We start from the raw sequence: 17,512 nt of genomic DNA, 5'->3' as shown, positions 1-17,512 counted from the left end.
CTTTGGCGTGCGCTTCTTGGCGGGGGTCAGCCAAACAGCCGCTTGCTCTGTTCGCGGCGCTCCTGGGCCTCCAGACAGAGAGCCGCGGTTGGCCGCGCCAGCAGGCGGGCAATGCCGATCGGTTCACCGGTCTCCTCGCACCAGCCATAGTTGCCGTCGTCGATGCGTTTCAGCGATTCGCGGATCTTTTGCAGCAGTTTTCTCTCGCGATCGCGAACGCGCAGCTCGAGGGTGTGCTCCTCTTCGGCACTGGCGCGATCGTTCCAGTCGGAACTCGTTTCGCTTTGCTGCAGATGGCTGGCCGTCTCTTTCACGGCAGAAAGCAGCGCCTGCTCGTCAGCGAGCAGGCGCCGGCGAAAGAAAGCGAGCTGCCCGGGAGACATGTATTCCTCTGGCGAGGCTGACAGCATCGTTGCCTCGCTCTCTTCGCCAACACCTCCGGCAGGCTTGTTCACGTTCATCTCTCCTTCTACTTCTGATTGACCACCGACCTGTGGTCGCGGGCGGGTTTGCGAGCGTACACCGTTTCACTGGACCGACAACTCCCACAGAACAGCACCCGGAAGTCGGCCACTTTCGTCCTGTTCTCGACGTTGCATTCCGGCTTGGCAAGCGGCCGAGCATGGCAACTTCCTGCCGGTAACAGCGAATGGTATAGCATTGGTGGTCGGCGGCAAAGCTGAAACCCTTGGCTGTTATGGCGGCACCAGCGGCGTGACCGGCCGCTGCTGGTTTGCTCCTCCTGCCTCGGGTCGTTCCCTGCCCGGTCTGCTGGCGATTCAGATTGGCTATTGCCGGCATTGAGCTGCCTCGAGGGCCTCGACGCGCACCTTCAACCTGGCAATCTCCTTCAACGCCTCGTTGAGGAGCGACGACGCGCTGACATTGCCTGCCCGATCGGTGACCAGGACGCCGTTCGCCAGCGCCGCAAAACGCACATTGCGCGTCGTGTGCAGCTGGGCCGTCGGCGCCGAGGTGCCGACGCCGAGCTTGAGCGCTTCAGGGATGTGCCAGGTGTTGCTGCGCGCGGGGTTTGCTCCCCTGCCGATGCCGACGGCGTTGGTTATGCCCGGTTCGGCGTCGGCCGAGGTGCCTATCAGGACCACGTCGGCCGTATTGGCTGCCGCTTTGCCGGCGTTGGCGCCTATGAATACCGGATTCGTCGCGTTCCTCGCCGACTGGCCGGCGGCGGGCCCGATCATTATCGCCGCCGGCGCCTGCTCTGCGTACAGGCCGGCGTCCTGGCCAATCATCACCGAGCGCGGCGAGTCATTCGCCGCATATCCGGCCAGGGGGCCGGCCATGACGGATTGATGGGCGCGGTGCGCACGCTCGCCCGCAGCATAGCCGGCGATGACGCTCTGCTTGTTGTCCCTGATCGATCGCCCCGCGGCATAGCCAAGAAAGATGCTGTGGTCGACCGTGTCAGCGGCGTAGCCCGCTGAGCCACCGATGAATACGGTGTGATCGGCAGTCTTCGCGTGGCGTCCGGCACTGCTGCCGACGGCTACCGCAGACGGTGCGCCGGCGAGTGACTCCCCAGCCGATCTGCCGAGCAGGACCACGTTCGGGGATGCCTTGACGCGGTACCCCGCAGCGTGGCCGGCGATGGTGCTGTAACTGCTGGTCGTGGCTTCGCGGCCGGCCGAATCGCCGAGGAAGAGGCCTTCCGGCGACTCGTTGGCGAACTCTCCTGCATGCTTGCCCAGTTGCGTTGCCGGACCGGGCGAGGTGTCTGGTGGCGATCTTTGCGCGTCGATGCGGCCTGCCGGGGACAGCGAGCAACTCGGGCTTGGCGACCATCTCACGCGTCAGGCTGCGCAGGGCCGAGATCCGCTCGACGACCTGCCGATCGTCCTTGTGTGGAGATGCCCGGGCCGCGGCAATCCAGCGCTCTGCGTTCGTCAGCAGGCCGCCGCGATCGCTGTCTCTGATGCAGGGGGCCAGGCGCTTGGCGTCCTCCACCTGTCTGACGATCACCCCCGCGTCAACCACGAGCTGTTGCGCAGAGCGTTGGCCGACAGGCTCGCCGGCTATGGGAAAGGACGCTGCCAACCCCAGCGCCATCGTTGCACTCCGCGCAAAGACAGTCATCATCTCCCCAGTCCACTCGCATTCAGCCGCAATCCGGCCCGACGCGCTGTTCTGTCGGAGCCCTCGCGATGCGTTAATGGTACTGCAAGCGGCGATCTGCCGGCCGCTCTTGACTTGTCTGGCCTACTTGTCCACGAAAGCTCGTTCGATCACGTAGTCGCCCTGGGCGCCGATGTAGGGAGAGACCTGGAAGCCGCGCCGGTCGAGGAGGGTGCAGCAATCCTTGATCATGGCGGGGCTGCCGCAGACCATGGCGCGGTCGTCAGTCGGGTCGAGTGCTGGCAGGCCGATGTCGGCAAACAGCCGGCCGCTGTCGACCAGTTCGGTGATCCGCCCGCGGTGCTCGAAGGGTTCGCGGGTCACCGTCGGGTAGTAGATCAGCTTGTCGCGGACGAGGTCGGCGAAGAACTCGTGGCCGGGAAGCTCCTGTGTAATGAACTCGCTGTAGGCGAGATCCTTCACCCAGCGCACGCCGTGGATCAGTATCACTTTTTCAAAGCGTTCATAGGTCTCCGGATCCTGGATCAGGCTGATGAACGGCGCCAGACCGGTGCCGGTCGACAGCATGTAGAGATGACGGCCGGGACGCAGGTCGCGCAGCACGAGAGTTCCCGTAGGCTTGCGGCTGACGACGATCTCGTCGCCTACGGACAGGTGCTGCAGCTTCGAGGTCAGCGGTCCGTTGGGCACCTTGATGCTGAAGAACTCGAGATACTCGTCGTGGTTGGCACTCGCGATACTGTAGGCGCGAGTCAGCGGACGCCCCTCCTGGGGTAGGCCGACCATCACGAATTGGCCGTTGAGGAAGCGCAGGGCCGGGTCGCGAGTCGTGCGGAAACTGAACAGCGTCTCGCTCCAGTGGTGGACGGAGAGGACGCGTTGGGCGGAGAAGTTGCTCATCGTCTTGGCCATTTCGTGTGTTTGACCGGAAAGAGGATATTTTGTCGTACCATATTTGTAAAACCGATTTTTTAGATAAACGATATCTATTTCGCTGATATGAGATACTCCCTGCGGCAAATCGGAGTGTTCGTTGCGGTGGCGCGGCACGAGAGCGTTTCGCGGGCTGCCGCGGAACTGTCGTTGTCGCAATCGGCGACCAGCATGGCGCTGGCCGAGTTCGAGCGCCAGTACGACACCCAGTTGTTCGATCGTTTTGGCAAGACGTTGCGCCTTAACGAGCTCGGTCAGACGCTGCTGCCGCAGGCGATCGAGCTGATCGAGCGGGCGGTGGCCATCGAGAGCATGCTCGAGGGTCGCGCCGGCTACGGCAAGCTGACGATCGGTGCGACCCTGACCATCGGCAACTACCTGGCAACGCTGATCGTCGCCGACTTCCTCAAGCGCCACCCTGAGAGCACCTTGCACCTGACGGTTCACAACACGATGACGATCACCGAGCAACTGGCCCGCCACGAGCTCGATCTCGGCTTGATCGAAGGGAGTTGCCATCACCCGGAACTGGTCGTCGAGCCATGGGTGGAGGACGAACTGGTGGTCTTTGCCGCGCCCGGGCATGCGCTGGCCAGCAAACGTTCGGCGACGCTGGCCGAGCTGGCCGAAGAATCGTGGATTGTGCGTGAAACCGGCTCGGGCACGCGCGAGACTCTCGATCGGGCGCTGCGCCATCACCATTGGCCGCTCAAGGTGCGGCTTGAACTCGAGCACACCGAGGCAATCAAGCGCGCTGTCGAGTTCGGTCTCGGCATCGGCTGCATCTCGCGGCTGGCATTGCGCGAAGCGTTCCGGCGCGGCAGTCTGGTGGCCATCGAAACTCCTGAACTCGATCTGCGGCGGCATTTTCACTTCGTTTGGCACAGGCGCAAGTTCCAGACGGCGGGAATGCGCGAGTTCGTCGGGCTGTGCCGCGCGATGACGGCAGGTATTGCGCGCAGCGACCAGATCGAGTGGTCGTTCATTCCGTAGGTACAGCCGCCTATTTTTCCGCCCCGATTGCGCCCATACTAGGCTTTTTTGTCAGGAGAGATTCCCATGACGCTTTGTCCCATTGCCATCGTCGCTGGCTGCCAGAAATGCCCCGCCTTCAAGATCTGCCCGCTCAAGAGCATTCTTGGCGACGCTCCGCAAGCCGCTGAGTCGGAGCCTGCGAGCGGCGCCAGCCCGGGTGCGGAAACCAGCAAGAAATAGGCGCGAGAGGAGCCGGCCATGACATCTGGCGCCAGCGATGAGCCGGCCGAAGCCGACTTGACCGAGGTGCTGCATGAGCCGCGATTGTGGCGCCACAATGGCTGGACGGCCCGCATCATCAAGAACGAAGACGACGAAGGATGGGCCGTGGCGATGATCAAGGACGGCGAACCCGAGCCCGCGCTGGTCGGTCCCTGGACAATGGGGCGAGACAAGCGGAACCCCAAGCCGCTTGACGCCGCGGCGTTCAACACCCTGGTCAAGACCGCCGCGGAGGTTCTCCGCCGTCATGAGCAACAGTTGCGGGCGACGCTGCACAAGAGCGTCACGGTTGCCGCGCCCTGCGGACGGCTCAGTGTCACGCTCGACATCGTCCCCGACGAGGACGATCCGCATGCCCTGCTGGCGGCAGCCGACGCAAACGGCGAGCAACTGGCGCAGGTACGCGTGTCGCCCGGATTCAAACTGAACATGGCCAGCGCCAGCGCATGGATCGATGATGGGTTCCGGCGGCCCGTCGGCGTGTGATCACGGCCTGGCGGACAGCGATGCGTCGTGGTCCAGTGCTACTGGAACGAACTCGCCTGCAACGCCTTCGATTCCTTTGTCGAGCTTGAATTTCCGACGCTGGAAGACTCGGCTCGCTGGGCCGGCAGCGAGGATTACGGGAAACTGCTGGACGTCCGCAGCAGGGCGATGCGGCTGACCCTGTTCGCCATCGAATAAGCGCGTGTCAAGGGATCTTCCCGACCAGGTCCGCGCCTTGGCCTGGCAAGCGGCCGCGACGGTCACGGTCTGAGCCACCTGCCTCGCGAGCGCGCAGCGCCAACGCCTCGTTGGCAATAAGCGCCCCGAGGACGAGGGCGCCGCCGGTCAGGGTGCTGGCGCCCGGCTGCTCACCGGCTCCGAGCCATGCCCAGGCCACTCCGAAGACGACTTCGAGCAGCCCGAGCAGGGCGATCTCCGGCGCCGCCAGGACGCGCGACAGGCGCACGAGCAGCAGGCACGGAATCGCCAGTTGAACGACGCCGAGCATGGCCAGCAGGCCGATGTCGTGCGCCGACGCCCGGAATGGATACGCGAGCGGCAGGGTGAACGCCGAGGACAGAAGTGCGCCGATGAGAACGGCTGGCAACATGTCCTGTCGAGTGGCGGTGTCGCCGTCGACCTGGCGGTGACCGACGTGCTGCAAGGTCGTGAAGTTGAGTGCGGCGGCAAGCGGCACGGCCAGGGCAACGGAGGTGCCGGCCAGCGACAGTCCGCTGTGCGCCTCCTGCCAGAACATCCAGCCAATGCCCACGCCGGCGAGCGCGATGGCCATCCAGGTTCTCGCCGGCAGGCGGTGATTGAGGAACAGTCGGGTGAACAACGCGGTGATCAAGGGCCCGATCGCCATAGTCACCAGGACGTTGGCGACGGTGGTAAGCGTGATCGCCAGCATGAAGGCGGTGAACATCACAGACCAGCAGAAGCCTGAGAACCAGAGCGGCCAGGATGCCTGCGCCAATCCTCGCCAGAGCGCGGGCCCACGCATGGCGAGCAGGGCTACGCTCAGCGCCAGGGTGTTGAACAGGCTCCGCCAGAAGGTGACTTCGAAGCTGCCGGCGCTCTCCAGGTAGCGGGAGACCACTCCGGCGATGCTCCACAACAGGGCGACGAGGATCATCAGGGCAACGGCACGACGGTGCGACATGCACGGGCTTTCTGCCGCGCACGGTGCGGCTGGGGAAAGAGCGCCATTGTGCCCGATTCTGGCGGCGCCGGCGCCACCTCGGTCGTAGTGTCGCTGGCGGCGGTAGCCACCGGCGCCGCCGATGAGCGATTCGACGAGCACGTGGCCGCCGACGTAGCAGCACAGCGGCTGACTTTCCAGGCCTACGACCGCTCCCGCCGCGTGGCGTGCCGGGGTCACAGGCGGTCCAGCATCGCCCATGTATTTGGATCGGCTAAAATGCAGAGGACATTGTACTTACAGTGCCCATGAGAACCTCCTCCATGCCAAAGGCAATCTGATGGCGAAAACGCCGGCCAGAAAAAACGACTCCAGCGCCAACCTCGGCTTCGAAGCCAAACTCTGGCTCGCCGCCGACAAGCTGCGCAACAACATGGACGCGGCGGAATACAAGCACGTCGTCCTCGGCCTGATCTTCCTCAAATATATCTCCGACACTTTCGACGAACACCACGCCAGGCTCGTCGCCGGCTCAGTGGCCAAAAGCGGCGACTACGAAGGCGCCAACCCCGAGGACGAGGACGAATACCTCGCCGCCAACGTCTTCTGGGTGCCGGTGGACGCCCGATGGGCGCAGATCCAGTCCCGCGCCAAGCTCCCCAGCATCGGCAAGGACGTGGACGACGCCATGGTGGCGCTGGAGCGCGACAACCCCCGCCTCAAAGGCGCGCTCAACAAGAACTACGGCCGCGCCGACCTCGACAAACACCGCCTCGGCGAACTCATCGACCTCATCGGCTCCATCCAGCTCGCCGATGTCGCCAGCCGCTCCAAGGATTTGTTGGGCCGCGTCTTCGAATACTTCCTCACCCAGTTCGCCAGCGCCGAGGGCAAGAACGGCGGCCAGTTCTACACGCCGTCCTGCGTCGTGCGCGTCCTCGTCGAGATGCTCGCCCCCTACAAAGGCCGCATCTACGACCCGTGTTGCGGCTCCGGCGGAATGTTCGTGCAGTCGGAAAAGTTCGTCGAAGCCCACGGCGGCCAGCTCGGCGACATCAGCATCTACGGCCAGGAGAGCAACCCGACCACGCGGCGGCTGGCGATCATGAACCTGGCGCTGCGCGGCATCGAGGCCGACTTCGGCGTTGAGAATGCCGACACCTTCCGCCGCGACCTGCATCCCGACCTGCGCGCCGACTACGTTCTCGCCAACCCGCCGTTCAACGACTCCGACTGGTTCCGTAAAGACGACGACGTGCGCTGGCAGTTCGGCGTGCCGCCCAAGGGCAACGCCAACTTCGCCTGGGTGCAGCACTTCATCCACCACCTCGCGCCGGCTGGCTTCGCGGGTTTTGTATTGGCCAACGGCAGCATGTCTTCGAACCAGTCGGGCGAAGGCGACATCCGGCAACAACTCATCGAAGCCGACCTCGTGGACTGCATGGTCGCGTTGCCCGGCCAGCTCTTCTACAGCACGCAGATTCCGGTCTGCCTCTGGTTCCTGACGAAGAGCAAAGCCGCCGAGGCCAAGCGGCATTTCAGGGAACGCCGCAAGCAGACCCTCTTCATCGACGCCCGCAAACTCGGCACCCTGATCGACCGCGTGCACCGCGAGCTGACCGACGCCGACCTGCAGAAGATCGTTACCACCTACCACGCCTGGCGCGGCGACCGTGTGTCTCACTCTCCCCGCGCGGGTGAGGGCCGGGGTGAGGGGGCAACTGCCTACGAAGACCTCGCCGGCTTCTGCAAGTCCGCCACCACCGCCGAGATCGCCGGGCACGGCTTTGTGCTCACGCCCGGCCGCTACGTCGGCGCCGAGGAAGTCGAGGACGACGGCGAACCCTTCGCGGAAAAGATGCCGCGCCTCGTCGCCGAACTGCACGCCCAGTTCGCCGAGTCGGCGAAACTGGAATCGGCGATCAAGGCGAACATGGAAAAGCTGGGCTATGGTCTCTAGCAAGAAAGCGGGCACACCCGCCCTGCGCCCCCAAGCGACCGAGCGCAAGCAGCGCGGTCGCACCGACCGCAGCGCCATGTTCCCGGCAGCGCCCGGCATCGTTGAAATGCCGGCCGGCTACGCCGACTGGTTGACCGACATCAAGACCCGGATTCGCCGGGAACGTCTGCGCATCGTGCTGGCCAGCAACAGCGCCATGCTGCTGCTGTATTGGGACATCGGCCAGAGCATCATCGCCAAGCAGGCCGCGCAGGGTTACGGCACACGCGTCGTCGACCGTCTGGCTGCCGATCTGCGCGACGCTTTCCCCGACATGCAGGGTTTTTCGCCACGCAGCCTCAAATACATGCGTGCCTTCGCCACCGCCTGGCCAGATCTGGATCTTGTGCAACGGGTCGTTGCACAACTGACCTGGGGGCAAAACATCACCCTGCTGGAAAAACTGGACACTCCCGAAGATCGCCTCTGGTACGCCGCCCGAACCGTCGAGCACGGCTGGTCGCGCAACATTCTGGCCATGCAGATCGAAACCCGCGCCCGCCTGCGCCATGGCAAGGCGCAGAACAACTTCCCCGCCACCCTGCCGCCGGAAGACTCGGACATGGCGGCGCAAGTCTTCAAAGACCCTTACCTGTTCGACTTTCTCGGCACCGATGCACCGCGTCGGGAAAAGCATCTTGAGCAAGGCCTGCTGGACCACATCCAGAAATTCCTGCTCGAACTCGGCCAGGGTTTCGCCTTCGTCGGACGGCAAGTGCATCTGGAACTGGGCGACGACGACTTCTACCTCGACCTGCTTTTTTATCACCTCAAACTGCGCAGCTACATCGTCATCGAACTCAAGGCGCGCAAATTCGAGCCCGGCGACGGCGCGCAACTTGGCATGTATATGACCGCTGTGGATCGCCTGCTGGCGCATCCCGACGACAAACCCACCCTGGGCCTGCTGCTGGTGCGCGAAAAGAATCGAGTCTTGGTGGAATACGCCCTGGGTGGCAGCGCCCGGCCGATCAGCGTCGCCGAATGGGAAACCCAACTGACGCGCGCGCTACCCCGCGAACTCCAAGGGAGCCTGCCGACCATCGAGGAGATCGAGGCGGAATTGAGCGGGGATGTGGGGGGCGGGCATGGGTGAGTGGAGCAGGCAGGGAACACGACTGGCAGAAGATGCCGCCGCGGTACCGTCAGCGCCGACTTTTGCGGGTAGACTGAATTTGCTTGCTCGTGCCGCAAGCCTTGCGGGGGCTGGGTTATGGCGAGTGAGTGGGAAGAAACTACGCTTGGCGACTGCGCTGACTGGCTTTCAGGCGGTACGCCATTCAAAGGCAACGATGCATACTGGTCAGGCCCGATTCCTTGGGTCAGCGCCAAAGACATGAAGTCGTTTCGCCTTCACGACGCAGAGGACCACATGTCGCCTCTCGCAGTGGGTAAGGGCGGAAAGGTTGTCCCGGCTGGAACGATTCTGCTGCTGGTGCGCGGCATGACCCTGCACAACGACGTGCCGATTTGCATGGTGACGCGGGAGATGGCTTTCAATCAGGACATCAAGGCACTTCACCCCGCGAAGAACGTGGACGGCGCGTTCCTCGCCTATTGGTTGCTCGCTCACAAGCCGGACTTGTTGGCTTCGGTGGACCACGCCGGACATGGAACCGGCAGGCTTGTCACTGGCACTCTGAAGGGGAAGGCGGTTCAACTCCCACCCCTCGCCGAGCAAAAAGCCATCGCGGAGGTGCTTGGGGCGCTGGACGACAAGATCGAGTTGAACCGGCGGATGAACGCGACGCTGGAGGCGATGGCGCGGGCGCTGTTCCAGAGCTGGTTCGTGGATATCCACCCCGTCCGCGCCAAACTCGACGGCCGCCAACCCGCCGGCCTCGACTCCGCCACCGCCGCGCTCTTTCCTGACCATCTGGAAGGCTCCCCGCTCGGCCACATTCCCAAAGGGTGGTCCGCCAAGTCTCTATCCGAAGTCGTCGAGGTGAATCCACGCCGCACCTTGAGGACTGGAACCATCGCGCCCTACCTCGATATGAAAAATCTGCCCACGCAGGGCCACAGTGCAGACGAAGTGGTTGACCGTGAGTTCAGCTCTGGCACCAAGTTTCAAAACGGTGACACACTCCTCGCGCGCATCACTCCTTGCCTGGAGAACGGCAAAACCGGTTACGTGGATTTTCTGGAAGAAGGCCAAGTCGGCTGGGGTTCCACCGAATACATCGTCCTCGCGCCAAAGCCGCCGCTTCCGCCGCAGTTCGGCTACCTGCTCGCCCGCTCCGACCCACTGCGCACCCACGCCATCCACAACATGACCGGCACCAGTGGGCGCCAGCGTGTCCCGTCGGAATGCTTCAAAAGTTTCCTCATCGCCGTCCCGCCGCCGGCAATCGCGTGTCGCTTCGACGAACTCACCGCGCCGCTGATGACGGAAATTAAAGCTAACGCCAACCAATCCCGCACCCTCGCCACACTGCGCGACACCCTGCTGCCGAAGCTGCTTTCCGGAGAGTTGAGCGTGGGCAGTTGTCCGGAGTTACCGGATAGCGCAAGTCCAAGGGGAGCAAAGCCATGAGCAAAGACAAGCCCACTGCCGGCGGTCGCGCCAAGAAGAAGACCGAGGTCTCGCTCGTGCGCTCGTCGGCGGCCGAATACCTCACCCTTGTGGCTGCCGTCGGCAACTCGGAGGCCAGCGTCGAGATGCGTTATGAGGATGAAAACATCTGGCTGACGCAGAAGATGATGGCCGCGCTTTACGATGTCTCTGTCCCTGCCATCAACCAACACCTGAAGCGCATCTTCAGCGACAACGAACTTGAGGAATCTTCAGTTGTTAAGCAGTACTTAAGTACTGCCACCGACGGCAAGCGCTATGAGACGAAGCATTACAGCCTGCAAGCGATCATCGCCATCGGCTTCAAGATCGAGAACGAACGCGCGGTCCAGTTTCGAAAGTGGGCCAACCAGATCGTCAAGGACTACACCATCCAGGGCTGGACCATGGATGCGGAACGCCTCAAGCATGGCGGTCACATTACGGACGAGTTCTTCGAGCGCCAACTCGAAAAGATTCGGGAAATCCGTCTGAGCGAGCGCAAGTTCTATCAGAAGATCACCGACATCTATGCGACCGCGTTGGATTACGACTCTTCCGCAACAGCGACGAAGCGCTTCTTTGCCGCAGTTCAAAACAAGATGCACTACGCCGTGCACGGCCAAACGGCGGCCGAACTGATCGTGGATCGAGCAAACCACGAAAGGCAACACATGGGCCTCACGAGTTGGGAAGACGTGCCCAAAGGGAAAATCCATCGCTACGACGTATCCATCGCCAAGAACTACCTCTCGGAATTCGAGCTGGGGCAGATGCAGCGCATCGTCTCCGCCTATCTCGACATGGCCGAAATGCAGGCCTTGCGAAAAATTCCGATGACAATGGAAGACTGGGAAAAGCGCTTGAGCGGCTTCCTCCAACTCTGGGATCGAGAAATCCTTCGTGATGCTGGAAAAGTGACGGCGGAATTGGCCAAAGCCCATGCCGAGAGCGAATTCGAGAAATACCGTATCGTCCAGGACAGGCTGTTCGAGTCGGATTTTGATCTGCTGATCAAGCAGTTGCCGGAGAAGAGTGACGAGCCATGAGCGCTCTCAACGAATCCACCGTCGAAGACGCCGCCCTGACCTGGTTCGGCGAACTGGGCTACGCGGTCGGACACGGGCCGCAGATCGCACCGGGTGAAGCGGCGGCGGAGCGCGATTCGTTTGCCGAGGTGGTGCTGGTTGGGCGCCTGCGCGCGGCCCTGCGGCGGATCGACCCGGCGATCCCCGACGAGGCGCGGGAGGAGTCCTTGCGCAAGGTGCTGCGGGTGGCGAACGGCTCGCTGGTACAGACCAACCGCGCCTTCCACCGGATGCTGCGTGATGGCGTCGATGTGGAGTACCAGCGGCCCGATGGCTCGATCAAGGGCGACAAGGCGCGGCTGCTGGATTTCGCCGACGTGCGGGCGAACGACTGGCTGGTGGTGAACCAGTTCACCGTGATCGAGGCGCAGCACAACCGCCGGCCTGATGTGGTGGTCTTCGTGAACGGCCTGCCGCTGGCGTTGATCGAACTGAAGAACGCCGCCGACGAGGACGCGACGATCTGGAGCGCCTACGCGCAGATCCAGACCTACAAGGCGGAGGTGCCGAGCCTGCTGCACTACAACGCGGCGTTGGTGGTGAGCGACGGATTGCAGGCGCGCATCGGTTCGCTGACGGCGTACCAGGAGTGGTTCAAGGTCTGGCGCACGATTGATGGCGAGGGCGATGCACCGAAGACCGCGCTGGAACTGGTGACGCTGGTGCGCGGGGTGTTCGGCCGGCAACGCTTCCTCGATCTGCTCCAGCATTTCATCGCCTTCGAGGAAGACACGGACACGGGCGCGCTGCTCAAGATCATCGCGGGCTACCATCAGTTCCACGCGGTGAATGCGGCGGTGGAGGAAACGGTGCGTGCGAGTGGTAGACAGGAAAGCATGAACGACGCGGGCGTGCTGCGCCAGGACACCGGCCGCAATTGGGCCGGTCGGATGCACGGCGGCAAGCCGGGCGACCGTCGCGCGGGCGTGGTCTGGCACACGCAGGGCAGCGGCAAGAGTTTCACCATTCTGTTCTTCGCCGCGCGGGTGATTCGCGAACCTGCGATGCAGAACCCGACGCTGGTGGTGCTGACCGACCGCAACGATCTCGACGACCAGCTTTTCGGCCAGTTCCAGCGCTGCCACGACATGCTTGGCCAGATGCCGATGCAGGCGGAGAGCCGCGAGCATCTGGCGGAACTGCTCAAGCGGGCGAGCGGCGGTGTGGTGTTTACGACGATCCACAAGTTCATGCCCGAGGGCGGCGGCCCGGGGGTGGCACGCATGGCGGCGCTCAGCGGGCGCCGGAACATCGTGGTCATCGCCGATGAAGCGCACCGCTCGCACTACGGCTTCGGCGGGCGCGTGAACGAGAAGGGCGAGATGTCCTACGGCTTCGCCAGCAACCTGCGCGATGCCTTGCCGAACGCATCGTTCATCGGCTTCACCGGCACGCCCATCGAGAAGACCGACGCCAACACGCGGACGGTGTTCGGCGATTACATCTCCATCTACGACATCCAGCGCGCCGTGGCCGATGAGGCGACGAAGCCGATCTATTACGAGAGCCGCATCGCCAAGCTGGCGCTGAACGCCGCCGAGCTGCCGAAGCTCGATGCCGAGTTCGAGGAAATCACCGAAGGCGAGGAGCTGACGAAGAAGGAGAAGCTGAAAAGCAAGTGGGCCGCGCTGGAAGCGCTGGTCGGCGACTCGAAACGCATCGCGCTCATCGCCGCCGATCTGGTGACGCATTTCGAGAAGCGCGTGGAGGCGCTGGACGGCAAGGCGATGATCGTCTGCATGAGCCGCCGCATCTGCGTGGATCTCTTCAACGCATTGATCACGCTGCGGCCTGAGTGGGAGGCGGAGACGCTGAAAGTGGTAATGACCGGCAGCGCCGAAGACGGCTCCGGCTGGCAGCGCCACATCGGCAACAAGGAGAAACGCCGCAAGCTGGCGAATCGCTTCAAGGATGCCAAAGACCCGTTCAGGATCGTCATCGTGCGCGACATGTGGCTGACCGGATTCGACGCCCCCTGCCTGCACACGATGTATGCCGACAAGCCGATCCAGGGCCACGGCCTGATGCAGGCCATCGCTCGTGTGAACCGCGTGTTCAAGGACAAGCCGGGTGGCCTGATCGTCGATTACCTCGGCCTCGCCGATCAGCTCAAGCGGGCGCTTGCCACCTACACCGAGAGCGGTGGCCACGGCGACCCGACCCACGACACGAAGCAGGCCATCGCCGTGATGCACGAGAAACATGGCGTCGCCTGCGCCATGCTGCACGGCTTCAAGTGGGAGCAATGGACGACCGGCACGCCGACCGAGCGCCTGCAACTCATCCCCGCCGGACAGGAACACCTCCTCGAACAGGAGGACGGCAAGAAGCGCTGGGTGCAGGTGGTCATGGAACTCTGGCAAGCGTTTGCCCTCTGCTCCGCCACCGATGAAGCGAGCGCGATCCGCGACGACGTTTCGTTTTTCCAGGCCCTGCAAGCCGCGCTCAACAAGAAATCCGGCGAGAATCGCAAGTCACCGGAGCAGATCGACGCGGCGATCCGCCAGCTCGTTTCCAAAGCGATCACCACCGACGGCGAGATCATCGACGTCTTCACCGCCGCCGGTTTGAAGAAGCCCGACATCGGCATTCTCAGCCCGCAGTTCCTCGCCGAAGTGCGCGGCCTCAAGCACAAGAACGTCGCCGCCGAACTGCTGGAGAAGCTGCTCAAGGACGAGTTGAAGTAGCGCTCGAAGAAGAACCTCGTGCAGAGCCAGTCCTTCGCCGAGAAGCTCAAAAAGACGCTCAACGCCTACCACAACCGCGCCATCAGCACGATGGAAGTCATCGAGGAACTCATCAAGCTGGCGAAAGACATGGACGCCGCCACCCGGCGCGGCGAGGACATGGGCCTGACCGACGACGAGATCGCCTTCTACGACGCGCTTGCCGCGAACGAATCCGCCGTGAAGGCGATGGGCGACGACAAGCTCAAGGTCATTGCCAGCGAGCTGATCACCCAGGTCCGCAAGAGCGTGACGATCGACTGGACCCTGCGTGAAGGCGCGCGGGCGAGAATCCGCGTGATGGTGAAACGTATTCTGAACAAGTACGGCTATCCACCGGACTTGCAGGACGAGGCGGTGAAGACCGTCCTGATGCAGGCGGAGTTGTTGTCGGCAATGTGGGCGACTGCGTGAGCGTGGGCAGGCCGGTCGCCGGCGTCATGCGGCCGCTCAGGACTGGTAGCGGTGATAGCGGTGATAGCGGTGATAGCGGTGGTGAAGCGCTGCTTCCTGGTAGCCTTGTTGCCGACGGCCAGAAGCCGATAGACTGCAGCCTTCACCAGCCCGTTGGAGAAACCGATGGCAGCCTATTTGGTCGTGGATACTCTGCTCGACAACCCCGAGCGGTACGAACAGTACAAGCTGCGGGCCAAACCGCTGGTCGAGCAGTATGGCGGCGAGTACTTGGCGCGTGGCGGTAACATGACGCTCAAAGAGACCGACCTCTGGACACCTTCACGCCTCGTGTTGATACGATTCCCTGACGCGGAGACGGCCAACCGCTTTTACGATTCAGCGGAGTACCAGGAGGTTCTGCAAATCAGCAAGAAGTCAGCCCGCAGGACGATGATCGTGCTGGAAGGCCTTTAGTCCGTTGCCGACACCAATTGGTGAGGTGAGGCGAGGCGAGGGGAGCGCATAGAAGCGCCGGCTCGCGCTTCTGGATGCCGTTCATCAAACATCGTCAAGGTCTCCGGAAACTCCGGGAAACGTCTCTTGACCGCTGATTATCTGGCCAGTAAAGTCCCCGCATCCTAACGGCGGAACAGAAGCTCGACGATGATGTCTCGACTGGCGGGAATGAGGCGCGAGGATGTCATCTGGCTTCTGGGCAGCCTCAGCGCCCTGTACCGCCTGCCGTTCGAGGCGAGCCTCGTCGAACATGAGTTCCCGCCGCCCTACACGCTTGCCACCTTGCACGAAGCAGCGCGCGCGCTCGGGTTCACGACCGGCGTCGTGGCGCTGGCGGAAGTCGAGTGGCGGAAACTGCCGCTGCCGGCGGTCGGCTTTTTGCGCGCTGCGGCTGTCCCCGAAGGGCGCCAAGCGGCCTGCCAGCCGCTACTCATCGTCAGCACCGACGGCCAGTCGCTGCTCTGCTTCGCCGCCGGCACGCAGAATCCGGAAACGCTGTCGATTGCTGAAGCGCACCAGCAGCTCGAGGCGGAACTCGTTCTGCTGGCCAGAGACACACGCTCCACGCACGCGGAGACGGCCGACTTCGAGAATCTCATCAGCGAGCGCAAGCCCTTCGGTTTCGCCTGGTTCGTTCCCGAGATCCTCAAGCACCGGTCGATCTGGCGCGACGTCCTGGCAGCCAGCCTGACGATCCAGCTTGTCGGACTGGCGACGCCGCTGATCACCCAGGCAATCATCGACAAGGTCGTCGTCCACCAGACACATGGCACGCTGGTCGTTCTTGGTGTGGCACTGCTGATGTTCATGTTATTTGCCGGCAGCATGACCTGGTTGCGCCAGTATCTCGTCCTGCACACCGGGAGCCGGATCGATGCCGTGCTCGGCAGCGAGGTCTTCCGGCACCTGCTGCGACTGCCGCTTCCCTGGTTCGAACAACGCCCGACCGGCACCTTGGTCGCCCGTCTGCAGGGGATCGAAACCATTCGCGAGTTCGTCTCCGGCGCGGCCGTCACCTTGCTCCTCGATCTTCCCTTTCTGCTGATTTTCCTGGCGGTGATGTTCGCTTACAGCTGGCAGCTTTCGCTGATCGCTGTTTTCCTGCTCGGGATGATCGCCACCATCAGCCTCCTCGTCGCGCCGCTGTTGCGCCAAAGACTCAACCGGCAGTTCCTGCTCGGCGCCCGCAACCAGGCGTTCCTGACCGAGTACGTGGCCGGAATGGCGACCGTCAAGTCGCTGCAGATGGAGGCCGACATCGACCGCAGGTACGGCGACCACCTGGCCCAGTACCTCGCTGCCGGTTTTGCGACCAAACAGGTTGGCAACACCTACAACGTGGTGGCCAACGGACTCGAACAGTTGATGACGCTCGCCATCCTGATCACCGGCGCGCTACTGATCATGCGCAACGACGGCTTTACCGTCGGCATGCTGGTCGCCTTCCAGATGTTCGCCAGCCGCATGAGCCAACCTCTGCTGCGCATCGTCGGTCTGTGGCAGGAGTTCCATCAAGCCAGCATCGCCGTACAGCGGCTCGGCGACATCCTCGACACGCCGCGCGAGCCGCACACGGTTGTCCCGCACCGCCAGAAGCTGGACGACGGTCTGCTGACCATCGACAATCTCGCCTTCCGCTACTCTGAACAGCACCCCTGGCTGTACAGGAATCTCGACCTGGCCTTCACACCGGGCCACCTCACCGTTGTCACCGGCCCATCGGGTTGTGGCAAGAGCACGCTGGCGAAGCTGCTGCTCGGCTTCTATCAGCCAGCCGAAGGTCGTATCACGCTCGACGGCAAGGAGATCCGCCATCTCGCCGCCAACGAACTGAGAGCGACTTTCGGCGTGGTGCCGCAGGAGACCGTGCTGTTCGCCGGTACGCTTTACGACAATCTGCTCATGGCGCACCCACATGCCGGTTTCGAAGAAGTCATTGCGGCCTGCAAGGCCGCCGAGATCCACGAGGTGATCGAACAGTTGCCGGGAGGCTATCAGACCGAGATCGGCGAACGCGGCACCGGGCTTTCCGGCGGGCAGCGGCAACGCATCGCCATCGCCCGGGCGCTGCTCAAGCGCCCGCGCATCCTGATTTTCGACGAAGCGGTGTCCAACCTCGATGTGCAAACGGCCGAACATTTCGCGAGGACGATCAACAAGCTGAAGGGGAGGGTGACGATGATCTTCATTACCCACCAGGTGCCGGCCGGTCTGCGGGTCGATGAGGTAGTCACTTTCCGTGTCACGCCAGGCGCATCCGGCGCTACGGTCGTGCAGCACCGGCAGTGAGTACGGTCGGCGGCACGAACGCGGCGTCGT

General features: G+C 63.3%; 14 protein-coding genes and 1 pseudogene. 11 read left to right on the top strand and 4 right to left on the bottom strand.

Annotated elements, in window-relative coordinates; genetic code table 11:
• Positions 1-26: 26 nt before the first annotated feature.
• The 3 genes from dksA to CAP2UW1_RS13530 form a co-directional block, all read right to left on the bottom strand.
• Complete coding sequence (gene dksA / locus CAP2UW1_RS13540) at positions 27-461, bottom strand: RNA polymerase-binding protein DksA (RefSeq protein ID WP_015767187.1); 435 nt, start codon at positions 459-461, stop codon at positions 27-29.
• 327 nt (positions 462-788) lie between these two features.
• A complete protein-coding gene (locus CAP2UW1_RS13535; protein ID WP_015767186.1) occupies positions 789-1,808 on the bottom strand; it encodes a hypothetical protein in 1,020 nt (339 codons plus the stop codon).
• Between the two features lie 409 nt (positions 1,809-2,217).
• Positions 2,218-2,994, bottom strand: a complete 777-nt coding sequence (locus CAP2UW1_RS13530) for a ferredoxin--NADP reductase (RefSeq protein WP_041568502.1) — start codon at positions 2,992-2,994, stop codon at positions 2,218-2,220.
• Between the two features lie 99 nt (positions 2,995-3,093).
• Here CAP2UW1_RS13530 and CAP2UW1_RS13525 point away from each other — a divergent pair, with 99 nt between their 5' ends.
• The 4 genes from CAP2UW1_RS13525 to CAP2UW1_RS25610 all read left to right on the top strand — a co-directional run bounded on the left by CAP2UW1_RS13525 (position 3,094) and on the right by CAP2UW1_RS25610 (position 4,968).
• Positions 3,094-4,020, top strand: a complete 927-nt coding sequence (locus tag CAP2UW1_RS13525) for a LysR family transcriptional regulator (protein ID WP_015767184.1) — start codon at positions 3,094-3,096, stop codon at positions 4,018-4,020.
• A 66-nt stretch (positions 4,021-4,086) separates the two neighbouring features.
• Complete coding sequence (locus tag CAP2UW1_RS25615) at positions 4,087-4,242, top strand: hypothetical protein (protein ID WP_015767183.1); 156 nt, start codon at positions 4,087-4,089, stop codon at positions 4,240-4,242.
• An 18-nt stretch (positions 4,243-4,260) separates the two neighbouring features.
• Positions 4,261-4,770 (top strand): hypothetical protein, encoded by a 510-nt coding sequence (locus CAP2UW1_RS13520; RefSeq protein WP_015767182.1) that lies wholly within the window; start codon positions 4,261-4,263, stop codon positions 4,768-4,770.
• 27 nt (positions 4,771-4,797) lie between these two features.
• Positions 4,798-4,968 (top strand): DUF1330 domain-containing protein, encoded by a 171-nt coding sequence (locus CAP2UW1_RS25610; protein WP_015767181.1) that lies wholly within the window; start codon positions 4,798-4,800, stop codon positions 4,966-4,968.
• A gap of 7 nt (positions 4,969-4,975) precedes the next feature.
• On the opposite strand, the gene CAP2UW1_RS13515 is transcribed toward CAP2UW1_RS25610, so the two are convergent.
• Entirely contained in the window at positions 4,976-5,935 is a 960-nt protein-coding gene (locus tag CAP2UW1_RS13515) for a DMT family transporter (RefSeq protein WP_015767180.1), read from the bottom strand.
• A gap of 319 nt (positions 5,936-6,254) precedes the next feature.
• Between CAP2UW1_RS13515 and CAP2UW1_RS13510 the strand changes: the two genes are divergently transcribed.
• From CAP2UW1_RS13510 to CAP2UW1_RS13480, 7 genes and pseudogenes are all read left to right on the top strand, one after another.
• The gene (locus tag CAP2UW1_RS13510; RefSeq protein WP_015767179.1) at positions 6,255-7,874 is read left to right on the top strand and encodes a class I SAM-dependent DNA methyltransferase; all 1,620 of its coding nucleotides are present in this window, start codon (positions 6,255-6,257) and stop codon (positions 7,872-7,874) included.
• Positions 7,864-9,009 (top strand): PDDEXK nuclease domain-containing protein, encoded by a 1,146-nt coding sequence (locus CAP2UW1_RS13505; protein WP_015767178.1) that lies wholly within the window; start codon positions 7,864-7,866, stop codon positions 9,007-9,009. The genes CAP2UW1_RS13510 and CAP2UW1_RS13505 overlap by 11 nt, the downstream gene beginning before the upstream one ends.
• A 117-nt stretch (positions 9,010-9,126) precedes the next feature.
• Entirely contained in the window at positions 9,127-10,449 is a 1,323-nt protein-coding gene (locus tag CAP2UW1_RS13500) for a restriction endonuclease subunit S (protein WP_015767177.1), read from the top strand.
• Entirely contained in the window at positions 10,446-11,516 is a 1,071-nt protein-coding gene (locus CAP2UW1_RS13495; protein ID WP_015767176.1) for a virulence RhuM family protein, read from the top strand. Before CAP2UW1_RS13500 ends, CAP2UW1_RS13495 begins: the two co-directional genes overlap by 4 nt.
• Positions 11,513-14,695: pseudogene (locus tag CAP2UW1_RS13490) on the top strand (type I restriction endonuclease subunit R). Before CAP2UW1_RS13495 ends, CAP2UW1_RS13490 begins: the two are co-directional and overlap by 4 nt.
• Before the next feature lie 165 nt (positions 14,696-14,860).
• Positions 14,861-15,151 (top strand): DUF1330 domain-containing protein, encoded by a 291-nt coding sequence (locus CAP2UW1_RS13485; RefSeq protein WP_015767175.1) that lies wholly within the window; start codon positions 14,861-14,863, stop codon positions 15,149-15,151.
• 189 nt (positions 15,152-15,340) lie between these two features.
• Positions 15,341-17,482, top strand: a complete 2,142-nt coding sequence (locus tag CAP2UW1_RS13480; protein WP_015767174.1) for a peptidase domain-containing ABC transporter — start codon at positions 15,341-15,343, stop codon at positions 17,480-17,482.
• The last annotated feature ends 30 nt before the right edge of the window (positions 17,483-17,512 follow it).

Origin of the sequence: Candidatus Accumulibacter phosphatis (assembly GCF_000024165.1) — a bacterium.
GTDB lineage: Bacteria > Pseudomonadota > Gammaproteobacteria > Burkholderiales > Rhodocyclaceae > Accumulibacter > Accumulibacter phosphatis.
This window is presented reverse-complemented; position numbering and strand designations above follow the sequence as displayed.

Coding starts and splice junctions, on each gene's coding strand:
- CAP2UW1_RS13500 (WP_015767177.1), top strand. CDS start 9,127: ATGGCGAGTGAGTGGGAAGAAACTACGCTTGGCGACTGCGCTGACTGG.
- CAP2UW1_RS13515 (WP_015767180.1), bottom strand. CDS start 5,935: ATGTCGCACCGTCGTGCCGTTGCCCTGATGATCCTCGTCGCCCTGTTG.
- CAP2UW1_RS13505 (WP_015767178.1), top strand. CDS start 7,864: ATGGTCTCTAGCAAGAAAGCGGGCACACCCGCCCTGCGCCCCCAAGCG.
- CAP2UW1_RS13485 (WP_015767175.1), top strand. CDS start 14,861: ATGGCAGCCTATTTGGTCGTGGATACTCTGCTCGACAACCCCGAGCGG.
- CAP2UW1_RS13520 (WP_015767182.1), top strand. CDS start 4,261: ATGACATCTGGCGCCAGCGATGAGCCGGCCGAAGCCGACTTGACCGAG.
- dksA (WP_015767187.1), bottom strand. CDS start 461: ATGAACGTGAACAAGCCTGCCGGAGGTGTTGGCGAAGAGAGCGAGGCA.
- CAP2UW1_RS13530 (WP_041568502.1), bottom strand. CDS start 2,994: ATGAGCAACTTCTCCGCCCAACGCGTCCTCTCCGTCCACCACTGGAGC.
- CAP2UW1_RS13525 (WP_015767184.1), top strand. CDS start 3,094: ATGAGATACTCCCTGCGGCAAATCGGAGTGTTCGTTGCGGTGGCGCGG.
- CAP2UW1_RS13495 (WP_015767176.1), top strand. CDS start 10,446: ATGAGCAAAGACAAGCCCACTGCCGGCGGTCGCGCCAAGAAGAAGACC.
- CAP2UW1_RS25615 (WP_015767183.1), top strand. CDS start 4,087: ATGACGCTTTGTCCCATTGCCATCGTCGCTGGCTGCCAGAAATGCCCC.
- CAP2UW1_RS13510 (WP_015767179.1), top strand. CDS start 6,255: ATGGCGAAAACGCCGGCCAGAAAAAACGACTCCAGCGCCAACCTCGGC.
- CAP2UW1_RS13480 (WP_015767174.1), top strand. CDS start 15,341: ATGATGTCTCGACTGGCGGGAATGAGGCGCGAGGATGTCATCTGGCTT.